Here is a 20,367-nt window from a genome sequence, read left to right as displayed (position 1 = left end):
CTAGGCCGCCCAGCCATGGGGTAAAGCTGGACCTCGGCATTCGACACGTACGAAGGGGAGGGGAGAGGCCGTGCGGCATGCACTGAACCTCTGGCGTCACCAGCTCGGAGAGGTGCCGGAGGAGGTCTGGCACCAGACCGAGCTCCGCGTGCTCATCCTCGCGGACAACGGACTGACGTCCCTCCCCCCGGACATCGGGCGGCTGTGCCGCCTCACCACCCTCGACCTGGGCCACAACGCGCTGACGTCGGTGCCGGAGGAACTCGGCGGGCTGACCGGGCTCAGCGGCTTCCTCTACCTGCACGACAACCAGCTGTCACGGCTCCCCGACGCTCTCGGAGAGCTGACCCGGCTGCGCTATCTCAACGTCGGTGAGAACCCGCTCGCCACCCTCCCGGAGACCATCGGCGCGATGACCGGCCTCGTCGAGCTCAGGGCGCAGCACACCCGGCTCACCACCCTGCCCGACAGCATCGGGCACCTCCGTGACCTGCGTGAGCTGTGGCTCCGGGGCAACGCGATCGAGGAGCTGCCGTCGTCGGCGGCCGGACTGCTGGAATTGCGCCACCTCGACCTCCGCGAGAACTCGCTGACCGAGTTGCCGGGTTCACTGGCCGGCCTTCCGCGCCTGCGTCAGATCGACGTGCGCTCCAACCGCCTCCGCCGGCTGCCGGACTGGCTCGCCCGGATGCCCTCGCTGGAGAAGCTGGATCTGCGCTGGAACGACGTCGATCCCTCCCAGCCGCTCGTCGGGGAGCTGGAGCGGCGGGGGTGCGTCGTCCTGGCGTGAGGGAGCCGCCCGGGGCGCGCTTCAGCCTTCGGGGTGCCCGGATCCCGGGACGCGGCCGGCGCCCTGGTAGATGTCGGGGATGCCGTCCGCGTCCGCGTCGATTTCCTCTTCCTCGTACAGGCGCTTGTAGACGCGGTTGCGGCGGCGCAGCAGTACGGCGGCGAGGGCCGCCGCGGCGAGGGAGCCGAGGAGGACGGCGGCCTTGACGTGCTCGGCCTGGGTGGCGTCCGGGAAGGATAGTTCGCCCAGGAGCAGCGCGACCGTGAAGCCGATGCCCGCGAGGACCGAGAGTCCCAGGACATCCGCCCAGGCGAGGTCCGGGTTGAGCCTGGCGCGGGTGAAGCGGGCCGCCAGATAGGTGCCGAGGAAGACTCCGAGGATCTTGCCCGCCACCAGGCCGATGAAGACCGCGAGCGGCTCCGGGTCCGTGAAGACCCTGGCCAGGGCGTCCCCCGACACGCTCACGCCCGCTGCGAAGAGCGCGAAGACGGGGACGGCGATGCCCGCCGAGAAGGGGTGCACGAGGTGGGAGACCCGGGCGGCCGGGGACTTCTCCTCGCCCTTGTCACGGGTCGTACGCAGAATCAGGCCCATGGCGACGCCCGCGACGGTCGCGTGCACCCCGGAGTTGTACATCAGCGCCCAGATCACGATGCCCAGCGGCGCGTACCACCACCAGCCGCGCACCCGGAGGCGCTGGAGGCCGTAGAAGACGACGAGTCCCGCGAACGCGCCGCCCAGCGCCCAGAAGTTGAGGTCGCTCGTGAAGAAGATCGCGATGATGAGGATGGCACCGAGGTCGTCGACGACCGCGAGCGTGAGCAGGAACGCCCGGAGGGCGGCCGGAAGATGGGTGCTGATGACCGCAAGGACCGCGAGGGCGAACGCGATGTCGGTGGCCATCGGGACGGCCCAGCCGTCGAGGCTTCCGCCGCCCGCCGCGGCGGTGAAGGTGTAGAGGGCGGCGGGGACCGCCATGCCGGCGAAGGCGGCGATCACCGGCAGCGCCGCGTTGGCGGGGGTGCGCAGTTCACCCACGACGAGCTCGCGCTTGAGCTCGATGCCGGCGACGAGGAAGAAGACGGCGAGCAGACCGTCGGCCGTCCAGTGCCCGACGGACAGGTCGAGCCCGAGGGCCGGTATGCCGAAGTGGGCGTTGCGAACGGACTCGTACGCCGCGCTCCACGGGCTGTTCGCCCAGACGAGGGCGATGACGGCCGCGGCGAGCAGGACCAGGCCGCCGACCGTCTCGGTGCGCAGGGCTTCGGCGACCGCCTGGCGCTCGGGCCAGGGCAGCAGACCGAGGACGGTCCTGCGTGGCGGGCGTGCCTGGGCCATGGGAAGGAAACCTCCGGGGCGAGTCGACAGATGGGCGCACAGCCCCTCGGACGCCGACCAGACTTCCCGGCACACCAGCGTCGTATTGACGCGTTCTTCACACCCTATCGGGTGGCGGGCGTGCCGGTACAGGACGGGTGAGAGGGCCTGTCCCCACCAAGGCGCGAGGTGAGGACGGGCCCTCTCGGGAGCCGTACCGCAGGGGGGGTCAGACGGTGGTCTTCACCGGCTCCTGGTCGGTGTCCCCGTCCGTGGCCTCGTCCGTGTCGAGACCCGCGTCGCGCTTCTTGACGAAGGCGAGGAAGGAGTTCAACTCGCGCTTGACGACGGGGGCGAGGAGGTAGAGGCCGATGATGTTGATGACGGCGAGCATGAAGAGCACCGCGTCGGCCATGTCGATCAGGGTCTGGAGCGTGAGCAGCGAGCCCGCGACGGCGACGACGGTGTAGACGACCTTGTACGTGATCTCGCTGGCCTTGCTACGGCCGAAGAGGTACGTCCACGCCTTGAGACCGTAGTAACCCCAGGTGAGCACGGTGGAGATCGCGAACAGCATCACCGCGATGGTGAGGATGTACGGGAACCAGGGCAGGACCGTGCCGAAGGCGTCCGAGGTGATCGTGACGCCGCCGATGGACTCGCCCGCGCGGGCCTCGGCCCAGCTGGCCGGGTTGGCGATGACGATGGTCAGGGCGGTCATGGTGCAGATGACGACCGTGTCGATGAACGGCTCCAGCAGGGCGACCAGGCCCTCACTCGCGGGGTGCTTGGTCTTGACCGCGGAGTGCGCGATCGGGGCGGAGCCCAGACCGGCCTCGTTGGAGAACGCGGCCCGCTTGAAACCGACGATCAGCGCGCCGAGGACACCACCGGCGACACCCTCGGGGTTGAACGCGCCCTCGATGATCGAGGAGACGGCGGTCGGGACGGCGCTGACGTTGACCAGGATGACGACCAGGCAGGCAGCGATGTAGATGCCGGCCATGGCGGGCACGAGCTTGCTGGTCACCGAGGCGATGGAGCGGATGCCGCCGAGGAGCACGATGCCGACGAGGGCGGCGATGAGGATGCCGAAGAAGAGTGCGCCGGCGGAGGAGCCCACCATGCCGTCCTCGCCGCCGGTGACGGAGACGAGCTGGGCGTAGGACTGGTTGACCTGGAAGAGGTTGCCGCCGAACAGGCCGAAGAACAGCACGAAGAACGAGGCGAGCACGGCCAGGACCTTGCCGAGCGTCTTGCCGTTCTTGCCGAAGCGCTCGGCCAGGCCCTTGGGCAGGTAGTGCATCGGGCCGCCGGAGACGGTGCCGTCGGCGTGCACCTCGCGGTACTTCACACCGAGCGTGACCTCGACGAACTTCGTCGCCATGCCCAGCAGACCGCACAGGATCATCCAGAACGTGGCGCCGGGGCCACCGATGGAGACCGCGACGGCCACACCGGCGATGTTGCCGAGGCCGACCGTGCCGGAGACGGCGGCGGTCAGCGCCTGGAAGTGGTTGACCTCACCGGCCGACCCCTTCTCGTCGTACTTGCCCCGCACCACGTTCACGGCGAGCTTGAACTTGCGCACCTGCACGAGGCCGAACCAGCCGGTGAAGACCAGACCGGCGACGACGAGCCAGGCCACGATGAGCGGAACCTCGGTCCCGCCGACCGGTACGGAGTAGAAGACGACGTCGACGAGCCAGGTGGCGATGGGCTCGAAGAACCCGCTCACCGCCTTGTCGACGGACTGGGTGAAGGAATCGAGTGACACGGTGGGTTACCTCAGTGGCGCTGGACCGGCGCGCTGAATGCCGCACTGGTGGGGAGAGCGATCTGGGAGAGCGGTCTGGGAGAGCGAACGCCGTCGTCCGATCTGCGACCGGCGTCGACGGTCCGCGTTCTCGGACCGTGATCACGTGCGTCGTGCTGCCGGGGATGGTGCCGGCCTTGCGCGAGGTGGCTGGGGGTGGTGCCACCTGCGAAGTTGCGCATTCCTACCACGACACCCCGCGCATCCTGTGTGACGCATCCCACACCACGGAGTGTGATCAAGGGAAAGCCCAGCACTCGTGATGTGACCGTTATCCGAACACCCGTATCCGTTCACGGTGCATTTATTTTCGCAGGTCAGGGGCTTGTGCTATCGACGCACCTGTCAGGGGCGGAATCTTGCCGGACTCCCGCAGTGCACCGGGAGTCGACTCGATGGAACGATTCCTCCAGGGGCGGGTGTCATGACGTCACAGGGGGAGACAGACATGGCGGGACACGCCGGTGGGCACATGGTGGTGTGCGGCGACGACGGGCTCGCGTACCGGCTGGCCGACGAACTACGGGAGGTCTACCGGCAGCGCGTCGTCCTGGTCGTCAGCGGCGATCCGGCCGAGGAGCGGACCACCGCACGGAGCGAGGCGACCGCGAGCACCACGAGCGACGGCACCTCGAACACCACGAGCGGCGGCGCGATCACGCCGGTCCGCGTGATGACGGCACAGGCCCCCACGGAGGACGCGCTGCTCGCGGCCGGGGTCGCCCGGGCGAGCGCGCTGGCGCTGCTCTACGAGGACGACGAGACCAACCTGCGGGCCGCGCTCGCCGCCCGCCGCCTCAGCCCGGGCATCCGGCTCGTCGTCCGTATGTACAACCGCAGGCTCGGCCAGCACCTGGAGGAGCTGCTCGACCAGGCCGCGCTGGTGCACGCCCCCGGCATGGACCGGGCCGTCCTCGACGCCTCCACCACCGTCCTGTCCGACGCGGACACCGCCGCCCCCGCCCTCGCCGCCACCGCCGTCGCCGGCACGAGCAAGGTGGTCCAGGCCGACGGCCTCCTCCTGCGCGCGGCCGAACGCACCCCGCCCGGGCGCGGCGAGGTGCCCGACCCCGGCCTGTGCACCCTCGCGCTGCTGTCGTCCACGACCGCCGACCCGGCGGGCGCCGAGGGCTCGGAGGCCAGCGGCCTGCAAGGCCCCCTGCTGCTGCCCGACGACCGGACCGTGGCGGGCAGCACCGGGCGCGGCAGCATCGTCCTGGAGACCGTGCGGTACGCCGGACCGACCCTGCCCGTCCGGCGCTTCGCCCGCGGCGGGGCTCCTCTGCGCGAGCTGTTCTCCAGCCGACTGCGCTGGGCGCTGGCCGGCATCGTCGCCTCGGTGGTGGCCCTGACCCTCACCACGACCCTGCTCACCGACGCCGACCCGGTCCACGCCGCGTACATCACGCTGCTCGACCTGTTCTCCATCAACGACCCCGCGCTCGGCGCCGGGACCACCCACCAGATCCTCCAGCTCCTGTCCGGTCTCGTCGGCCTCGCGCTGCTGCCCCTGCTCGTCGCCGCCGCGCTGGAGGCCCTGGGCACCTTCCGGGGCGCCGGCGCCCTGCGGCGCCCGCCCCGGGGCCTCGCCGGGCACGTCGTCCTGCTCGGGCTCGGCAGAATCGGCACCCGGGTCCTCGCCCGGCTCCGCGAACTCGACATCCCCGTGGTCTGCGTCGAGGAGGACCCGGACGCCCGCGGCATCCCCGTCGCCCGCGGCCTCGGTGTCCCCGTCGTCCTCGGCGACGTCACCGAGGAGGGCGTCCTGGAGTCCGCGAAGATCCACCGCGCGCACGCGCTGCTCGCCCTCACCAGCTCCGACACCACCAACCTGGAGGCCGTCCTCTACGCCCGTACCGTCAAGGCCGACCTGCGCGTCGCCCTACGGCTGTACGACGACGACTTCGCCACCGCCGTCTACCGCACCCTGCGCACCACGCACCCCGGCGCCCTCACCCGCAGCCGCAGTGTCACCCACCTCGCCGCGCCCGCGTTCGCCGGCGCCATGATGGGCCGCCAGATCCTCGGCGCGATACCGGTCGAACGCAAGGTCCTGCTCTTCGCCGCCCTCCTGGTCGCCGCGCACCCCCAGTTCGAGGGCCGCACCGTCGCCGAGGCCTCCCGCCCCGGAGCCTGGCGGCTCCTCGCCCTCGACACGGCCTCCCCCCGAGCCCGCCGCCCCGACCTCGCCTCCACCCACCACGACGGCGAACAGCACCAGCTGCTCTGGGACCTCCACCCCGGCTACGTACTCCACCCCGAGGACCGCGTCGTCATAGCCGCCACCCGCCGAGGCCTCGCGGAACTCCTGGACTGACGGAGATGTGTGGCCCCATGGGCCCGTGCGCGCCAACGTAATATCGGAACGCGTTTCAAAACTCAGGGGAGTCCGATGAATGCGATCGACTTGGCTGAGGTGAAGGAGCGGTCCATGCCGTTACCCGAAGCCGAATCCGCGGAGAAACCGAGCATGGGGCGGCTCCTCCGTCCCCACCTCGGGAGTTTCGCGGCCGTGGTGATCCTTCAGGTCGTCGGCGCTCTCGCGGGCCTCGCACCCCTGCTCGCCGTCGTCGAACTCGGTCGCACCCTCCTCGCGCCCGGCACGGTCGACCGCGATCACGTCTGGACGGTCGTGATCCTGGGCGGTCGGCCTGTTCGTCCGGCTGGTCTGCACCGCCGCGTCGTCCGGCATCGGCCATCTCCTCGACAGCAAGGTGCAGTTGACGTTCCGTCGGCAACTGGCCGCGCAGTTGGGACGCGTACCCGTCGGATGGTTCTCCAGGCGCAGGACCGGCGAGCTGGCGAAGGTGGTGGGGGAGGACGTCAGCGCCGTGCACCCGTTCATCGCCCACACCCCCGGCGAGCTCGTCTCCGCGTTCGTGGTGCCCCTGGCGTCCCTGATCTACCTGTTCACCGTCGACTGGCGGCTCACCCTGATCACGCTGATCCCGGTGGTCCTCGCCATGGCACTCGTTCCCCTGATGATGACCCCGACGCGGCAGCGCGAGCAGGAGGAGTTCGACACGGCCATGGGCCGGATCTCCACCTCCGTCGTCGAGTTCGTGCAGGGCATCGCGGTCGTCAAGGCGTTCGGCGGATCCACCCGCGCCCACCGGATGTTCATCACCGCCGCGGACGACTTCGTCGGCACCTTCAACCGCTGGGTGCACGGCATCTCCAGGATCGCCGCGGGCATGCAGTTCGTCCTGTCCCCGCCGTTCGTGCTCCTGGTCGTGCTGATCGGCGGCGCGGCCCTGATCACCGACGGCTCCCTGGCCCCGGCCGACCTGCTGCCCTTGCTGCTGCTCGGCCTCGGCCTGACCGCCCCGGTGGCGGCCCTCGGCCACGGCTTCGACGAGATGCAGGGCGCGCAGCGCTGTTGCCGAGGTTCTTCGACCCGACCCACGGTTCGGTCGTGCTGGGCGGCGTCGACCTGCGCGAGCTCGGCAGCCAGGAGCTCTACCGGACGGTCTCCTTCGTCTTCCAGGACGTCCGGCTGCTGCGTGCCTCGGTCGCGGACAACATCGCGCTGGCCGTACCGCACGCCGACCACGCCGACGTGGTGCGGGCCGCCCGGCTCGCGAACATCCATGACCGCGTCCTGGAACTGCCCCGCGGCTACGACTCGGTGATCGGCGAGGACGCCGGCCTGTCCGGTGGCGCGGCGCAGCGGATCGCGCTGGCGCGCGCACTGCTCGCCGACGCGCCCGTCCTGGTGCTCGACGAGGCCACCGCCTTCGCGGACCCCCAGACCGAGCAGGCGGTGCGCCAGGCACTGGCGACGCTGGAGGGCGACCGGACCATCCTGGTCATCGCCCACCGCCTGGAGACGATCGCCGACGCCGACACCGTCGTGATGCTGGACGACGGGGAGATCGTCGAACGCGGCAGGCCCTCCGAACTGCTCGCACGGAACGGCAGGTTCGCGTCGTTCTGGCAATCCCACCGGTCGGCCGTCGCGGAGGAGACCGACCCGCGCGGTGGCGTACTGCAAGGAGACGAGTCCCGATGATCCGCATGCTGCTCCGCGTGCTGGGGCGCGAGTTCGCCCAGCCGCTGCGTCGCGCCCTGACCCTGATGACGGTGACCTCGATCGTCGAGGGGCTGTCCTACGCACTGCTGGTTCCAGTGCTACGGGAACTGTTCGGGAGCACCCCCGAGGACGTCTGGCCCTGGCTGATCGCCTTCGGCGTCGCCATCGCCCTCTACGCCGTGCTGCGCTACGTCAGCGATCTGTCGGGCTTCCATGTCGGCGCCGCGCTGCTGCGCGGCATGTACCACCGGCTCGGCGACCATCTGGCCCGGCTGCCCATCGGCTGGTACAGCGCCGGCCGGCTCGGCGAAGTGTCCGTACTCGCCGGCCGCGGCGTCCTGGACGCCATGAGCGTGATCGCGCACCTGCTGGCCCCGTTCATCTCGGCCTCCGTCACTCCCCTGACGATCGTCGTCGTGATGCTCGCCTTCAACTGGCAGATGGGTCTCGCCGCGCTGGTCGCCGTACCGATCGTGGCGGCGATCCAGGTCTGGACGGGGCGTACGACCGCCGCCGAGGACGCGGAGCGCGACGAACGCGACCACGAGGCCACCGGCCGCGTCATCGAGTTCCTCCAGGCCCAGCCGGTGCTGCGGGCCGGCGGCCGGACCTCCGAGCGCCTCCGGCTGCTCGACGACTCGCTGCGGGAGGTCCAGCGCGCCTCCCGCCGCTCCACCCTGTCGGCGCTGCCCGGCGCGGTGGGTCTGACGCTCACGGTGCAGGCGATGTTCACCGCGCTGCTCGTCCTGGGCGCCTACCTCGCCCTCGACGGGAACATCGGCGTGCCCGAGATCCTGACGATCCTGGTGCTGGCCGCCCGCTGTGCCGATCCGCTGCTGTCGCTGACGGACATCGGCGGCAAGCTCCGCGGCGCCCGTTCCGTACTGGCACGGCTGGACACGGTCCTCAGCACCGAACCGCTTCCGGAGGCCGCCGAACCGGTCCGGCCGGTACGCCACGACGCGACGTTCGACTCCGTGCTCTTCCAGCACGGCGACCGTACGGTGATCGACAACGCCTCGCTCTCCGTACCGCGGGGACAGCGGCTCGCCGTCGTCGGCCCGTCCGGCGCGGGCAAGAGCACCCTGCTGCAGCTGCTCGCGCGGTTCTACGACGTGGACGCCGGCGCGGTGCGCGTGGGCGACGTGGACGTACGCCGGATCGACCCCGAGGTCCTGATGGGGAAGATCGCCATCGTCTTCCAGAACGTGTATCTCTTCGACGGCACCATCGAGGAGAACGTGCGCTTGGGCCGGCCCGACGCCTCCGACGCCGAGGTACGGGCGGCGGCGACCGCGGCCAACCTCGACGAGGTGGTCGAGCGGCTGCCCGACGGATGGGGCGCGAACGTCGGCGAGGGCGGCGCGCTGCTGTCCGGCGGTGAGCGCCAACGCGTCTCCATCGCGCGCCCTGCTGAAGGACGCGCCGGTCGTGCTCCTCGACGAGGTGACCTCGGCACTGGACCCGGTGAACGAGGCGGCCGTCCACGAGGGCATCGAACGCCTCATGGCGGGCCGGACCGTGATGATGGTCGCGCACCGGATGCGGACCGTCCAGCGCGCCGACCGCGTCGTCTTCCTGGACGGCGGCCGGGTGGTCGAGGACGGCAGCCACGACGAACAGCTGCGCCGCGGCGGCCGGTACGCGGACTTCTGGAACATCTCCATGGCACCGGTAGCGGGGGACTAGGTCACGCCGATCCGCCTCGCGCCGCCACCGTAAACCCCGGCCCGGGTGCTGTTGTTCCCGCACGGCGGCGGCGCGAGCCACTACCGTCTGGGCGAGACCTACCGGCCGGCCCCCGGCGCACGGCTGACGACTCCGGTCGCGCTCCTCAGGCCTTGTCGCGCGGGGGCGTGGCCGCCGTTGCCTGGGCGAGCAGGCCGTCGACGAAGGCCTGCAGCCCCCGGTGGTAGTCGTCCCGCGAGGCCAGCGCGGACCACTGGTCGCTGAGGGAGGCGAGCCTCGGCACCTGGGACGCGTCGAGGATGCCGGACAGGGCGTCGCGGTCGGCGGGTTGTTCGTCGTCGGCCCGCCGGCGGGCGGAGTGCGCGCGGGCGAGGATCTCGCCGACCGTGTAGTACCAGAGGTTGCGGACGACGTAGACGGCCTGTTCGGGTGTGCAGCCGTAGTCGATCGCGCCGGCCACGATCGTCTCGACCAGCCACAGGGCCGAGTCGCCGAGCCGGACGAGGAACCCGTGGGCCGTGAGGACGTCCGCCGCCCACGGCCAGTCCGCGAGGGCGTCGTGGATCGCGGTGATGGCCGTGATGATCCGGTCCCGCGGCTCACTGGGCAGCCCGGGGTGCGGGATCTGTTCGGCGTACTCCTGGATCAGGAGGAACAGCAGGTCCTCCTTGTTCTGCACGTGGTGGTACAGGGTGGTCGCCCCGATGCCGATCTCGGCGGCCAGCCGACGGATCGTCAGCTTCTCCCAGCCGTCCCGATCGATGAGCCGACGGGCGGCGGCCAGGATCTGCGTACGGGAGGTCACGGGCGGTCGGCCGACACGGCCGTGCGGTGCGTTGGTTCGGGACACCGTCCCATCATGCCCTTCTGTTCAGGCCCTGCCGAAGACGAGGGTCATGCGCGCTCGGCAGGCCGCCCTGGCAGCGGTCGAAGACGGTGGCGATCTCCGCGCCGCCGGTCAGCAGCAACCGGTGGAGCCGCCGCTGGGCCGTAGCGGCGGAGGTGTGCGTGGCCGCGCCGAGCCGGGCGCCGGGTTCGAGGCTCGGATCGCCGTAGGGGTGACGGATCGCGCGGGTCTGTGCGCCGGTGAGCAGCGGCGGCTGCGGCGGCCCCGCGAGGGTGTGGGCGCGCAGGACCGGCAGGGTCCGCGGGTCGAGGAGATCGGCGGCGATCGGAAGATGACGTGGCGTCAGTTCGGTGCGCTCGTCCCGGTCGCGGGGGTGCACGAGCGCGAAAGTCTCGTTGTTGTCCAGCACCCAGACGGTCTTCACCGGGTACATCTGGGCGAGATGGCGGGCAAGCCGCAGGGTCCGGTCGGGCCGGGTGCGCAGGACGAGGATCAGTGGCCAGCCACCCCGGGCGCGGTAGGGGTTCTCCAGCGCTGTGACCGCGAGCAGCCCGGACTCGAGGACCGTCGAGGTGGCCCGCAGCCCGCCGCCGTCGCCGCCCTGACCAGCCAGGCGGTCCGCGGCTGAACACACCGGCAGGCGCCGACACCTGACGAGCACTCGGCCCTGGCGCCGAGTCGTCTCGTCAGGTCGATCACCGTGACGGCTGCGCCTACTTCGGCAGGGTGAGGATCTCGGCTCCGTCGTCGGTGATGGCGATGGTGTGCTCGCTGTGTGCGGTCCGGCAGCCGGTCGCGCTGCGGAGCGTCCACCCGTCGGCGTCGGTGACGAGTTCGGCGGTGTCCGCCATGACCCACGGCTCCAGGGCGAGGAGCAGCCCGGGGCGCAGCTTGTAGCCACGTCCGGGCCGTCCGGTGTTCGCCACGTGCGGGTCCTGGTGCATCGTCGATCCGATGCCATGGCCTCCGAACTGGGTGTTGATCGGGTACCCCGCCTCGCGAAGGACCGTGCCGATGGCATGGGAGATGTCGCCGATGCGCGCCCCGGGCCGGGCGGCGGCGGTCCCCGCGGCCAGCGCGCGTTCGGTCGCGCTGATCATCGCGACGCTCTCCGGGTGCTTCGCGTCGCCCACGACGAAGCTGATGGCGGCGTCCGCGGCGACTCCGCCCTGGGAGACGGCGAGGTCGAGGGTCAGCAGATCGCCGTCGGCGAGCGTGTAGTCGTACGGCCGGCCATGGAGCACGGCGTCGTTGACGGCGGTGCAGATGTAGTGGCCGAACGGGCCACGCCCGAAGGAGGGCGCGTAGTCGACGTAGCAGGACTGCGCCCCCGCCTCGACGATCAAGGCCTTGGCCCACCGGTCGATGTCCAGAAGGTTCGTGCCGGTCGTGCTTCGGCTCTTCAGCGTCTGCAGGATGTGAGCGACCAGGGCGCCGGTGTCCTTCGCTCGGGCCAGCAGGGTGGGGTTCAGAATCTCGATCACGCGGCGCCCTTCTCATGCAACCAATAATTATACCGGCAATACTATACCGGTACGAGAATGGGTGCCACCGGTGATCCGTGACTCGGCGCTGACCCCGTGACCTGCGTCATCGCTGTGCCTCCGCTGCGGGTGGTCGACGAGCTCGACCGGGTAGTCCTCGCCGAAGTCGGCCGATCGGCTCACCGGCCCCATGTGGCCGCCTCCTGGAGCCGGCCTCACGAGCTCACCTGCGGGAGCCCGGTGCCAGTCTTCTGGACCACGGAACCCGACGGCAGTCCGTACTCGACGGCCCGCGCGTCGGTTCCGGTTCATCCTGTCGTCGGCGAACTCACCCTGGATGTTCAGCGGTTCACCGTCGCGACCTACCCGGAGCTCCGCCTCGCCGCCTGCGCCGCACCGCCGCCATCAAGATCACCGTTTCCTTCGGTCGGAGCGTTCGTTGCACTCAAAGATCCATTGGGGTGACTAAGTGTCACCAGTAAATCGAAAGTGCGTGCCATCCGTGAGTGTCATCTCCCAGAACCTCTGGTTCCCACCCGAACGTTCCGTGACGTCCCCGCTCGATGCCCGGCTCTTCTGCGTTCCGCACGGTGGAGCGGACGGGTCGGTGTTCCAGCCGTGGCACAGCCTGGTGGGTCCCGGGATCGAGGTCGTTCCCGTTCAGTTGCCGGGGCGCGGGATCCGGCTGGCGGAGCCCGCCGACCATTCGATCGTCCGGCTCCGCGAGCGGCTCGCCGAGCCGATCGCCCAACGGGCCGGTGACCTTCCCTACGTCCTGTTCGGCCACAGCATGGGCGCCCTGCTCGCCTACGAACTCGGCCTCGCCCTCCAGGACGGTCCCCGCCCACCGGCGGCGGTGGTCGTTTCCGGCACCGTTCCGCCGCACGTACCCCGCAGCACCCCCGCGATGCATCTGCTCCCGGACGAGGAGTTCCGCGACCGTCTCGGCGCGCTGGGCGGCATTCCGCCGGAGCTGCTCGCCGAGAAGGAGTGGCTCGATCTCTTCCTCCCGGTGCTGCGCGCCGACTTCGAGGCGGCCGAGACCTATCGGACCCCGAGCGCGCTGTCGGCCGGTGTGCGGCTGATCGCCCTCGGCGGCGCCGACGACCCGGCGGCCTCGCCCGCCGAGGTCGAACGCTGGCGGGAGCTGGGCACCGATGTGACGGTCCGGACCTTCCCCGGTGGCCATTTCTTCCCCTTCGAGCAGGCCGACCAGGTCCTCGCTCTCGTTTCGGCCGCCTGCCGGACCCGCTGATCCGCACTCCGATCCGCACTCCGACCTTATGAAATTCGGGAATCAAGGAATGTCTTTCATGAGCAACACATCTTTGCGACGAGGGCGCTACGGCGTCGACGGGCCGGGCTGGCTGCTGGCCCTTGGCGGCGGGGTCGTGGCCCCGCTGGCGGCGGTGGCCGCGGGCGGCCCCCGCTGGCTGCTGCGGATCCCGCCGGTCCTGGCCGTCCCGGCAGGGCTGTACCTGCACGCGACCGTGCGTGGCAAGTTCCTCGTCTGGGAAGAGCAGTTGGACGCGCTCGACCTGCGGGGCGACGAACGGATCCTGGACCTGGGCTGCGGGCGCGGAGCGGTGCTGACCGCGGTGGCCCGCCGGGTGCCGAAGGGGCGGGTCACCGGCGTCGACATCTGGCGCACGGTCGACCAGTCCGGCAACAACCAGCAGGCCGCCGCAGGCAACGCCGAGCGCGAACAGGTCGCCGACCAGGTCGATCTGGTCACCGCCGACATGCGGCAACTACCCCTCGGTGACGACCAGTTCGATGTCGTCGTGTCCAGCATGGCGATCCACAACATCACCAGCGCACGTGGACGCGAGGAGGCCGTACGCGAGGCCTACCGGGTCCTCAAGCCGGGCGGCCGGCTGCTCATCGCCGACATCTTCCACGCCCGCCGCTACCTCGACATCCTCCTCGCGGCGGGCGCCGTCAACACCTCCTGCACCGACGCCGGCCCCCGGATGTGGTGGAGCGGCCCCTGGATCCCGACCCTGCTGGTCAGCGCCGAGAAGCCGGCCGCCCACCCCGGTGACGACGACCGAGACGGGACGCAGCAGTCATGAACCTCTCCGTACCCTTCCCGCAGGTGCACGGCCGTCGACCGAGCAGCATCGTCGACCTGCTGCGGTCACGGGCCGCGCAGCAGCCCGACCGCCTCGCGTACGTCTTCCTCGACAGTCACGGCGAGGAGGAGTCCCGCCTCACGTACGGGCAACTCGACCACCGCGCACGGGTGGTGGCGGCGACCCTCCAGGGGGAGAGCAAGACCGGCGACCGGGTGCTGATCCTGCACCCGCCGGGCGCCGACTACCTGAGCGCGTACTTCGGCTGCCTGTACGCGGGGGCCATCGCCGTACCGTGCTACCCGCCGCACTCCCGCAACCTGGCCCGGCTCCGGGCCGTCGCCGCGGACGCGGCACCCACCGCCGCCCTGACCGGTGACCGGATCGCGCCCGGCGTCCGCGGGCAGCTCCTCGACGCGCCCGAGCTGCGGGCCGTCATCTGGCTGCCGACCGGCGCCCTCACCGCCGACGCCGGGCAGTGGACCGATCCGCTCGTCGGCACCGACAGCCTCGCGTTCCTGCAGTACACCTCCGGCAGCACCGCCGCGCCGAAGGGCGTGATGGTCTCGCACGGCAACCTGCTGCACAACTCCGCCCAGATCCAGCGGCGTACGCGGACGTCGGCGGACTCCCTCAATGTGAGCTGGCTGCCGCCGTACCACGACATGGGACTCATCGGCGGCATTCTGCAACCCCTCGTCGCCGGGTTCCCCGGAGTCCTGATGGCGCCGGGCACCTTCGTCCTCGACCCCGTCCAATGGCTGCGCGCGATCTCCACCTACGGCGCCACGACTTCCCCGACACCCCCCTTCGCCCTGGACCTCTGTGTCGACCGGGTCGATCCCGCCGACCACGAGCCCCTGGACCTGAGCACTCTGGCCACCGTCATCGTCGGCGCGGAGCCCGTACGGGCCGCGACGCTGGACCGTTTCGCCGACCACTTCGCCCGCTGGGGGCTGCGCCGGGAAGTGCTGCGGCCCAGCTTCGGCCTTGCCGAGGGCACCCTGATGGTGTCCTGCGGGGAGCACCTCACCCGCTCGTCCGCCGTCACGCTCGACGCCTCTGCCCTGGAGGCGCACCGCGTCCTGCCCATCGTCCCCGTCGTCCCTGGCGCGCCTGGCGCGGCCGACGCCACGCCCTGCAGCAGCCGGGACATCGTCGGGTGCGGTTCGGCCGTCGACGGGCAGCGGTTACTCGTCGTCGACCCGGCCACCGGGGCCGTCCGTGGCCCCGAGCACGTCGGTGAGGTCTGGGTGAGCGGCCCGAACGTCGCCCACGGTTACTGGGGGCGGCCGGACGAGAGCGCGGCGGTCTTCGAAGCCGAACTGGCCACCGGAGAAGGGCCGTTCCTTCGCACGGGAGACCTGGGGTTCGTGCGCGACGGCGAACTGTTCGTCACCGGCCGCACCAAGGACCTGATCATCATCCGGGGCCGCAACCTCTACCCGCAGGACATCGAACGCTGCGCGGAGCGCGGCCATCCGGCCCTGCAGGCCAACTCATCTGCCGCCGTGGCCGTCGACGACGGCGGGGCGGAACAGCTGGTGCTCATCGCCGAGGTCCGGCGCGGGGCGGAGCTGCCGCCCGCGGCCGAGGTCGCACGGGACCTCGGCCGGGCGATCGCCGCGGAGTTCGACGTCCGCCTCCACCGCCTGGTCCTCGTACGTACCGGCACCATCCCCAAGACGTCCAGCGGCAAGATCCAGCGGCGGGCCACCCGGCAGGCCCTCCTCGACGGCACCCTCACCGTCGTCGGAGAGTGGACCGCCGGTGCGGACACGAGCCCGGCGCAACCCGTCGCAGACGACCGGCACCCCGCCGTCGAGGCCTATCTGAGCGGCCTGGTGGCGACCTTGGTGCCGGCCGGCACGGGCGCGCCCGACCGGGAGCGACCGCTGCTCGACCTGGGTCTGGACTCCCTGGCCACGCTCCGGCTCGTCGGCCGGATCGAGCGCGACCTGGGAGTGGACGTCTCCGACGCCGTGTTCGACGGCGATCCGACGATCACCACGCTCGCCGCCACGATCGTCCAGCGGCGCCCGTCGGGACTCCCGCTCACCCCCGGAACCCCCGGAACCCCCGGAACCTCCGGAGCCACCGGAGCCACCGGGACGAGCGAGGATGCCGAGCCGGCTGAGGCCGCCGAGGCCGCCGACCCCCACACCCCCTTCCCCCAGACCGACACCCAGCAGGCCTACTGCCTCGGACGCACCGGCGCCTTCGAGCTGGGGAACGTCTCCACCCACGTCTATCTGGAGTTCGACGCCCCCGACCTCGACCTGCCCCGCTTCGAGCACGCCTGGCGGCGGGTGATCGACCGGCACGAGATGCTGCGGGCCGTGATGCTGCCCGACGGCAACGAGCAGCGGATCCTCCCCGAGGTGCCCCCGTACGAGATCCAGGTCACCGACCTGCGCGGCCGTGAACGCCACGAGGCCGAGGCGGAGTTGGCGGCAACCCGGGACCGGCTGTCGCACGAGGTACGTCCGGCCGACGAGTGGCCGCTGTTCGAGGTCGCCGCGACCAGGCTGGACGGCGGCCTGCGCATCCACCTCAGCGTGGATTCGCTGATCGCCGACTTCTCCTCCGGGCGGCTGCTCTTCGACGACCTGTCCCGCTTCTACGACCAGCCCGACGCCCGGCCGTCGGCACCGCGGAAGTCCTTCCGCGACCACGTGCGTGCCGAGGCGGAGCGGCGCGAGGGGGCCGCCTACCTGCGCTCGCGCGACTACTGGTGGAGCAGGCTGCCGCAACTGCCCCCGGCACCGCAGCTGCCCGCCGCCGCCCGCGCGGGATCGGTCGACCGGCCGCGGTTCACCCGGCGTGAGACCACACTCTCCGCCGAACTGTGGCAGGGCCTCAAGGAGCGGGCCGGCCGGGCCGGGCTGACACCGACCGGACTGCTGCTCGCCGTCTACGCCGAAACCGTGGCCACCTGGAGCACCGGCCGGCACTTCACGCTCAACGTGCCGCGCCTCACCCGGCCCGTGCACGACCCTGCGTACCACGAGGTGTTCGGCCAGTTCGCGTCCTTCACGCTCCTTGAGGTCGACTTCCGCACCGCCGCCACCTTCGAGGACCGGGCGCGCGGGCTGCAGCGACAGCTCAGGTCCGACCTACGCCACCAGGACGTCAGTGGCGTCGAGGTGCTCCGCGAACTGATGCGGCTCCAGGGCGGATTCGACCAGGCGCTCATGCCGGTGGTCATGACCAGCAACCTCGCCTTCGCCACCGCGGTGAGGACGCCGCTGGAGGAGCTGCTCACCCCGGTCTTCGCCGTCTCGCAGACCCCGCAGGTCTCCCTCGACGAGCAGGTTCACGAAGAGGCGGGCGCGCTGCTCCTGAACTGGGACGCCGTCGACGAGCTCTTCCCCGACGGACTGCTGGACGACATGTTCGCCGCGCACTCGGCCCTCCTCAACCGGCTCGCGACCGACGAGAACACCTGGTCGCGGAAGCTGCCGCTCGCCCTGCCGGCCGCGCAGGCGGAGCGCCGCCACAGGAGCGCCGGCCCGAGCCGCGCCGTCCCGGACCTCCAGGTGCAGGACCTGTTCGCACGGCAGGTGGCCGCCCGTCCCGACGCCCCCGCGGTGATCGCCCCGGACCGGACCCTCTCGTACGCCCAACTCGACACCGCCGCCCGGCAGGTGGCCGACTGGCTGTGCGCGCACGGCGCCCGTCCCGGCCGACTGGTCGCCATCGTCATGGACAAGGGCTGGGAGCAGACCGTCGCCGCCTACGCGGTGCTGTTCTCGGGCGCGGCGTACCTGCCGATCGACCCGGACCTGCCCGGCCCGCGCCTGCGCCGGCTGCTCGCCAAGGGCGAGGTGGAGCTCGTCCTCACCCAGTCACGGCTCGACGACAGCCTGGACTGGCCGACCGGACCGCTGCGGCTCTGCCTGGACCGGCCGCTGCCCGCCACGGGCCCGGACGCCACCGGGACGGCGCTCCCGTCCGGCGGCAGCCCGGCCGACCTCGTGTACACGATGTTCACGTCCGGCTCGACGGGCGAACCCAAGGGTGTGATGGTCAACCACCGGGCGCTCGTCAACTGCCTGGTGGAGACCATCGAGGCGTTCCGGATCGCCGAGGGCGACCGCTGTCTCGCGGTGACCGCGCTCCATCACGACCTGTCCGCCTTCGACGTCTTCGGTGTGCTGGGCGCGGGCGGCACGCTGGTCGTACCGGCCGCCGCCGGCCGCCGCGACCCGGCGCACTGGGCCGAGCTGATCGCCACCCACCGGATCACGGTGTGGAACTCGGTGCCGGCGATGATGGAGATGCTCCTGGAGAGCGCCGGCGAAGGCGACCGGCTCGCCTCGCTCCGGCTGGCCATCCTCGGCGGCGACTGGATCCCGCTGACGGTGCCGGGCCGGCTGGCGCGGTCGGCGCCGGGCGTCGAGGTGGTCTCCATCGGCGGCCCGACCGAGACGACGGTCTGGAGCATCTGGCACCGCGTCACCGAGGTCGATCCGGCCTGGCGGAGCATCCCGTACGGCACCCCCCTCGCCAACGTCCGCTACCGCGTGCTCGACGAGCGGCTGCAGGAGTGCCCGGACTGGGTCACCGGCGAGATGTACGTCTCCGGTGCCTGCCTCGCCGACGGCTACTGGCGCGACCCCGAGCGCACCGACGCGGTGTTCCTCGCCCACCCCGACACCGGGGAGCGGATGTACCGCACGGGCGATCTCGGCAGGTGGCGGCCGGACGGCACCATCGAGTTCATGGGCCGGGCCGACTTCCAGGTCAAGATCCGCGGCCAGCGCATCGAACTCGGCGAGATCGAGGCGGCGCTGCTCGCGCACCCCGCCGTCGCCTCGGCCGTCGTCACGGCCACCGGCCGCCCCGACCGGCCCGGGCACGACGGCCTGGTCGCCTACGTCGTCGCCGAGCCGTCGGCCGGCGGCCCCGGGCCGGGCGTCGCCGTGCTCGATGCCGCCGTGCTCGATGCCGCCGAGCCGGACGCGGCCGAGATCGAGGAGGCCCGCCGTAGCGGCGTCACCCTGCTCGACCCGGTGGACCGCGCCGCGTTCAAGCTCGCCCGGAACGGACTGCGCCGCGAACCCGAACGGCCCCGGGTCGCCCTCCCGCGCGTCCCCGACCAGCCGTCGCGGCGGCGCAGCGACCGGGCGTTCCTCGCCGAGCCGATCGGCCTCGCCGAACTGGCCGACTGCCTGGGCGTACTGCGTCAGGACGAGGTGGACGGGCTGGCCAAGTGCCGCTACCCGTCCGGCGGCGGCCTCTACCCGGTCCAGACGTACCTGTACGTGAAGGCCGGCGCGGTGTCCGGCCTGCCGGCGGGAACGTACTACCTGGACCCGCGGGAGAACGCGCTGGTCACCCTCGACGAGAGCGCCACGGTCGACGCCGGGATCCACGCCGCGCACAACCGCGCGGTCTTCGAGGCCGCCGGCTTCAGCGTCTTCCTCGTCGCCGACCTCGACGCGATCGAGCCCATGTACGGCTCGATCGCCCGCGATCTGTGCCTGCTTGAAGCCGGGTACATGGGCCAGGCCCTGATGGACCGGGCGGCGCGCACCGACGTCATCGGCCTCTGCCCGATCGGAGCGCTCTCCTTCGACCCGGTGAGGCATCTGCTCGCGCTCGGCGAGCGGCACGTGCTGGTGCACTCCCTGCTGGGCGGCCGGGTGGACCGCAGCGCCCCGGCCCGGCCGCATGAGCCTGCGAGGCCTGCCGGGCCGCTCACCGAACGGCTCCGGGAGTGGCTCGGCGACCGGCTGCCCGCGCACCTGGTCCCCGGCCATGTGCTGACCCTGGACAGCTGGCCGCTCAGCCCCAACGGCAAGCTCGACCGCCGTGCTCTGCCCGCCCCCAGGCAGTCCGGCGACGCGCCCGGGTTCGTCGCGCCACGCACCTCGACCGAAGAACGGCTCGCCATCCTCTGGTGCGAGGTCCTGGACCTGCCGCAGGTGGGCGTCCACGACAACTTCTTCGAGCTCGGCGGCAACTCGCTGGCCGCGACCCGACTGGTCGTCCGCATCCGCGACGGGTTCCAGGTCCCGATCAGCCTGCGCGAGATGTTCACCTGCCGCACGATCGCGGAACTGGCGACGACGGTCGACCGGCTCGGGACGGAGGCGAACGGCTGACCGGACAGCCGACGACGCCTGAGGGCCGCGGTGGTGGAGGAACCTCCCCACCACCGCGGCCCTCGTCGTCGGACCGCGAGCCGCAGGTCGGCCGGTGGGCGACCACCGGCATCTGCGGCCCGGCCGCGTCGGCAGGACCGCCGACCGGCTCACCGACCTGGCTGCCCCCTGGTGCGGCGCGCTGGAGGTGGCGGCCGCACGGTGGT

General features: G+C 71.6%; 12 protein-coding genes and 2 pseudogenes. 8 read left to right on the top strand and 6 right to left on the bottom strand.

What is annotated here, in order from left to right; all coding sequences use genetic code 11:
- The first annotated feature begins 70 nt into the window (after positions 1–70).
- Complete coding sequence (locus Q5762_RS01475; RefSeq protein WP_315890024.1) at positions 71–790, top strand: leucine-rich repeat domain-containing protein; 720 nt, start codon at positions 71–73, stop codon at positions 788–790.
- Between the two features lie 21 nt (positions 791–811).
- Here Q5762_RS01475 and nhaA read toward each other — a convergent pair whose 3' ends face one another.
- Positions 812–2,128, bottom strand: a complete 1,317-nt coding sequence (nhaA, locus tag Q5762_RS01470; RefSeq protein WP_315890023.1) for a Na+/H+ antiporter NhaA — start codon at positions 2,126–2,128, stop codon at positions 812–814.
- A gap of 208 nt (positions 2,129–2,336) precedes the next feature.
- The gene (locus Q5762_RS01465) at positions 2,337–3,884 is read right to left on the bottom strand and encodes an alanine/glycine:cation symporter family protein (protein WP_315890022.1); all 1,548 of its coding nucleotides are present in this window, start codon (positions 3,882–3,884) and stop codon (positions 2,337–2,339) included.
- Positions 3,885–4,371: 487 nt separating this feature from the next.
- Between Q5762_RS01465 and Q5762_RS01460 the strand changes: the two genes are divergently transcribed.
- Complete coding sequence (locus Q5762_RS01460; protein WP_399494177.1) at positions 4,372–6,240, top strand: NAD-binding protein; 1,869 nt, start codon at positions 4,372–4,374, stop codon at positions 6,238–6,240.
- A gap of 120 nt (positions 6,241–6,360) precedes the next feature.
- On the opposite strand, the gene Q5762_RS01455 is transcribed toward Q5762_RS01460, so the two are convergent.
- On the bottom strand, positions 6,361–6,615 hold the full coding sequence (locus Q5762_RS01455; RefSeq protein WP_315890021.1) for a hypothetical protein: 255 nt from the start codon (positions 6,613–6,615) through the stop codon (positions 6,361–6,363).
- On the opposite strand from Q5762_RS01455, the pseudogene Q5762_RS01450 reads away from it, so the two are divergent.
- The 3 genes and pseudogenes from Q5762_RS01450 to Q5762_RS01440 all read left to right on the top strand — a co-directional run.
- Positions 6,575–7,189, top strand: a pseudogene (locus Q5762_RS01450) (ABC transporter transmembrane domain-containing protein); the annotation flags it as partial. The gene Q5762_RS01455 and the pseudogene Q5762_RS01450 overlap by 41 nt on opposite strands.
- A 149-nt stretch (positions 7,190–7,338) precedes the next feature.
- A complete protein-coding gene (locus tag Q5762_RS01445) occupies positions 7,339–7,935 on the top strand; it encodes an ABC transporter ATP-binding protein (RefSeq protein ID WP_315890020.1) in 597 nt (198 codons plus the stop codon).
- Positions 7,932–9,645 (top strand): annotated as a pseudogene (locus Q5762_RS01440) (ABC transporter ATP-binding protein). The gene Q5762_RS01445 and the pseudogene Q5762_RS01440 overlap by 4 nt, the downstream one beginning before the upstream one ends.
- 145 nt (positions 9,646–9,790) lie before the next feature.
- On the opposite strand, the gene Q5762_RS01435 reads toward Q5762_RS01440, so the two are convergent.
- The 3 genes from Q5762_RS01435 to map form a co-directional block, all read right to left on the bottom strand.
- On the bottom strand, positions 9,791–10,495 hold the full coding sequence (locus tag Q5762_RS01435) for a TetR/AcrR family transcriptional regulator (RefSeq protein ID WP_315890019.1): 705 nt from the start codon (positions 10,493–10,495) through the stop codon (positions 9,791–9,793).
- 7 nt (positions 10,496–10,502) lie between these two features.
- On the bottom strand, positions 10,503–11,126 hold the full coding sequence (locus Q5762_RS01430) for a hypothetical protein (protein WP_315890018.1): 624 nt from the start codon (positions 11,124–11,126) through the stop codon (positions 10,503–10,505).
- 79 nt (positions 11,127–11,205) lie between these two features.
- Positions 11,206–11,976: a type I methionyl aminopeptidase gene (gene map, locus Q5762_RS01425; RefSeq protein ID WP_315890017.1), complete on the bottom strand. Its 771-nt coding sequence runs from the start codon at positions 11,974–11,976 to the stop codon at positions 11,206–11,208.
- 502 nt (positions 11,977–12,478) lie between these two features.
- On the opposite strand from map, the gene Q5762_RS01420 reads away from it, so the two are divergent.
- Genes Q5762_RS01420 through Q5762_RS01410 form a run of 3 tightly spaced genes read left to right on the top strand, consistent with a single transcriptional unit; the run spans position 12,479 to position 20,161 of the window.
- A complete protein-coding gene (locus tag Q5762_RS01420) occupies positions 12,479–13,231 on the top strand; it encodes an alpha/beta fold hydrolase (protein WP_315890016.1) in 753 nt (250 codons plus the stop codon).
- A gap of 58 nt (positions 13,232–13,289) precedes the next feature.
- Complete coding sequence (locus tag Q5762_RS01415; protein WP_315890015.1) at positions 13,290–14,051, top strand: class I SAM-dependent methyltransferase; 762 nt, start codon at positions 13,290–13,292, stop codon at positions 14,049–14,051.
- A complete protein-coding gene (locus Q5762_RS01410) occupies positions 14,048–20,161 on the top strand; it encodes a non-ribosomal peptide synthetase (RefSeq protein WP_315890014.1) in 6,114 nt (2,037 codons plus the stop codon). The genes Q5762_RS01415 and Q5762_RS01410 overlap by 4 nt, the downstream gene beginning before the upstream one ends.
- Positions 20,162–20,367: the final 206 nt, after the last annotated feature.

Source organism: Streptomyces sp. P9(2023), assembly GCF_032436795.1.
GTDB lineage: Bacteria > Actinomycetota > Actinomycetes > Streptomycetales > Streptomycetaceae > Streptomyces.
Note: the sequence above shows the minus strand (reverse complement) of the source record. Positions and strands in the feature narration are given on the sequence as shown.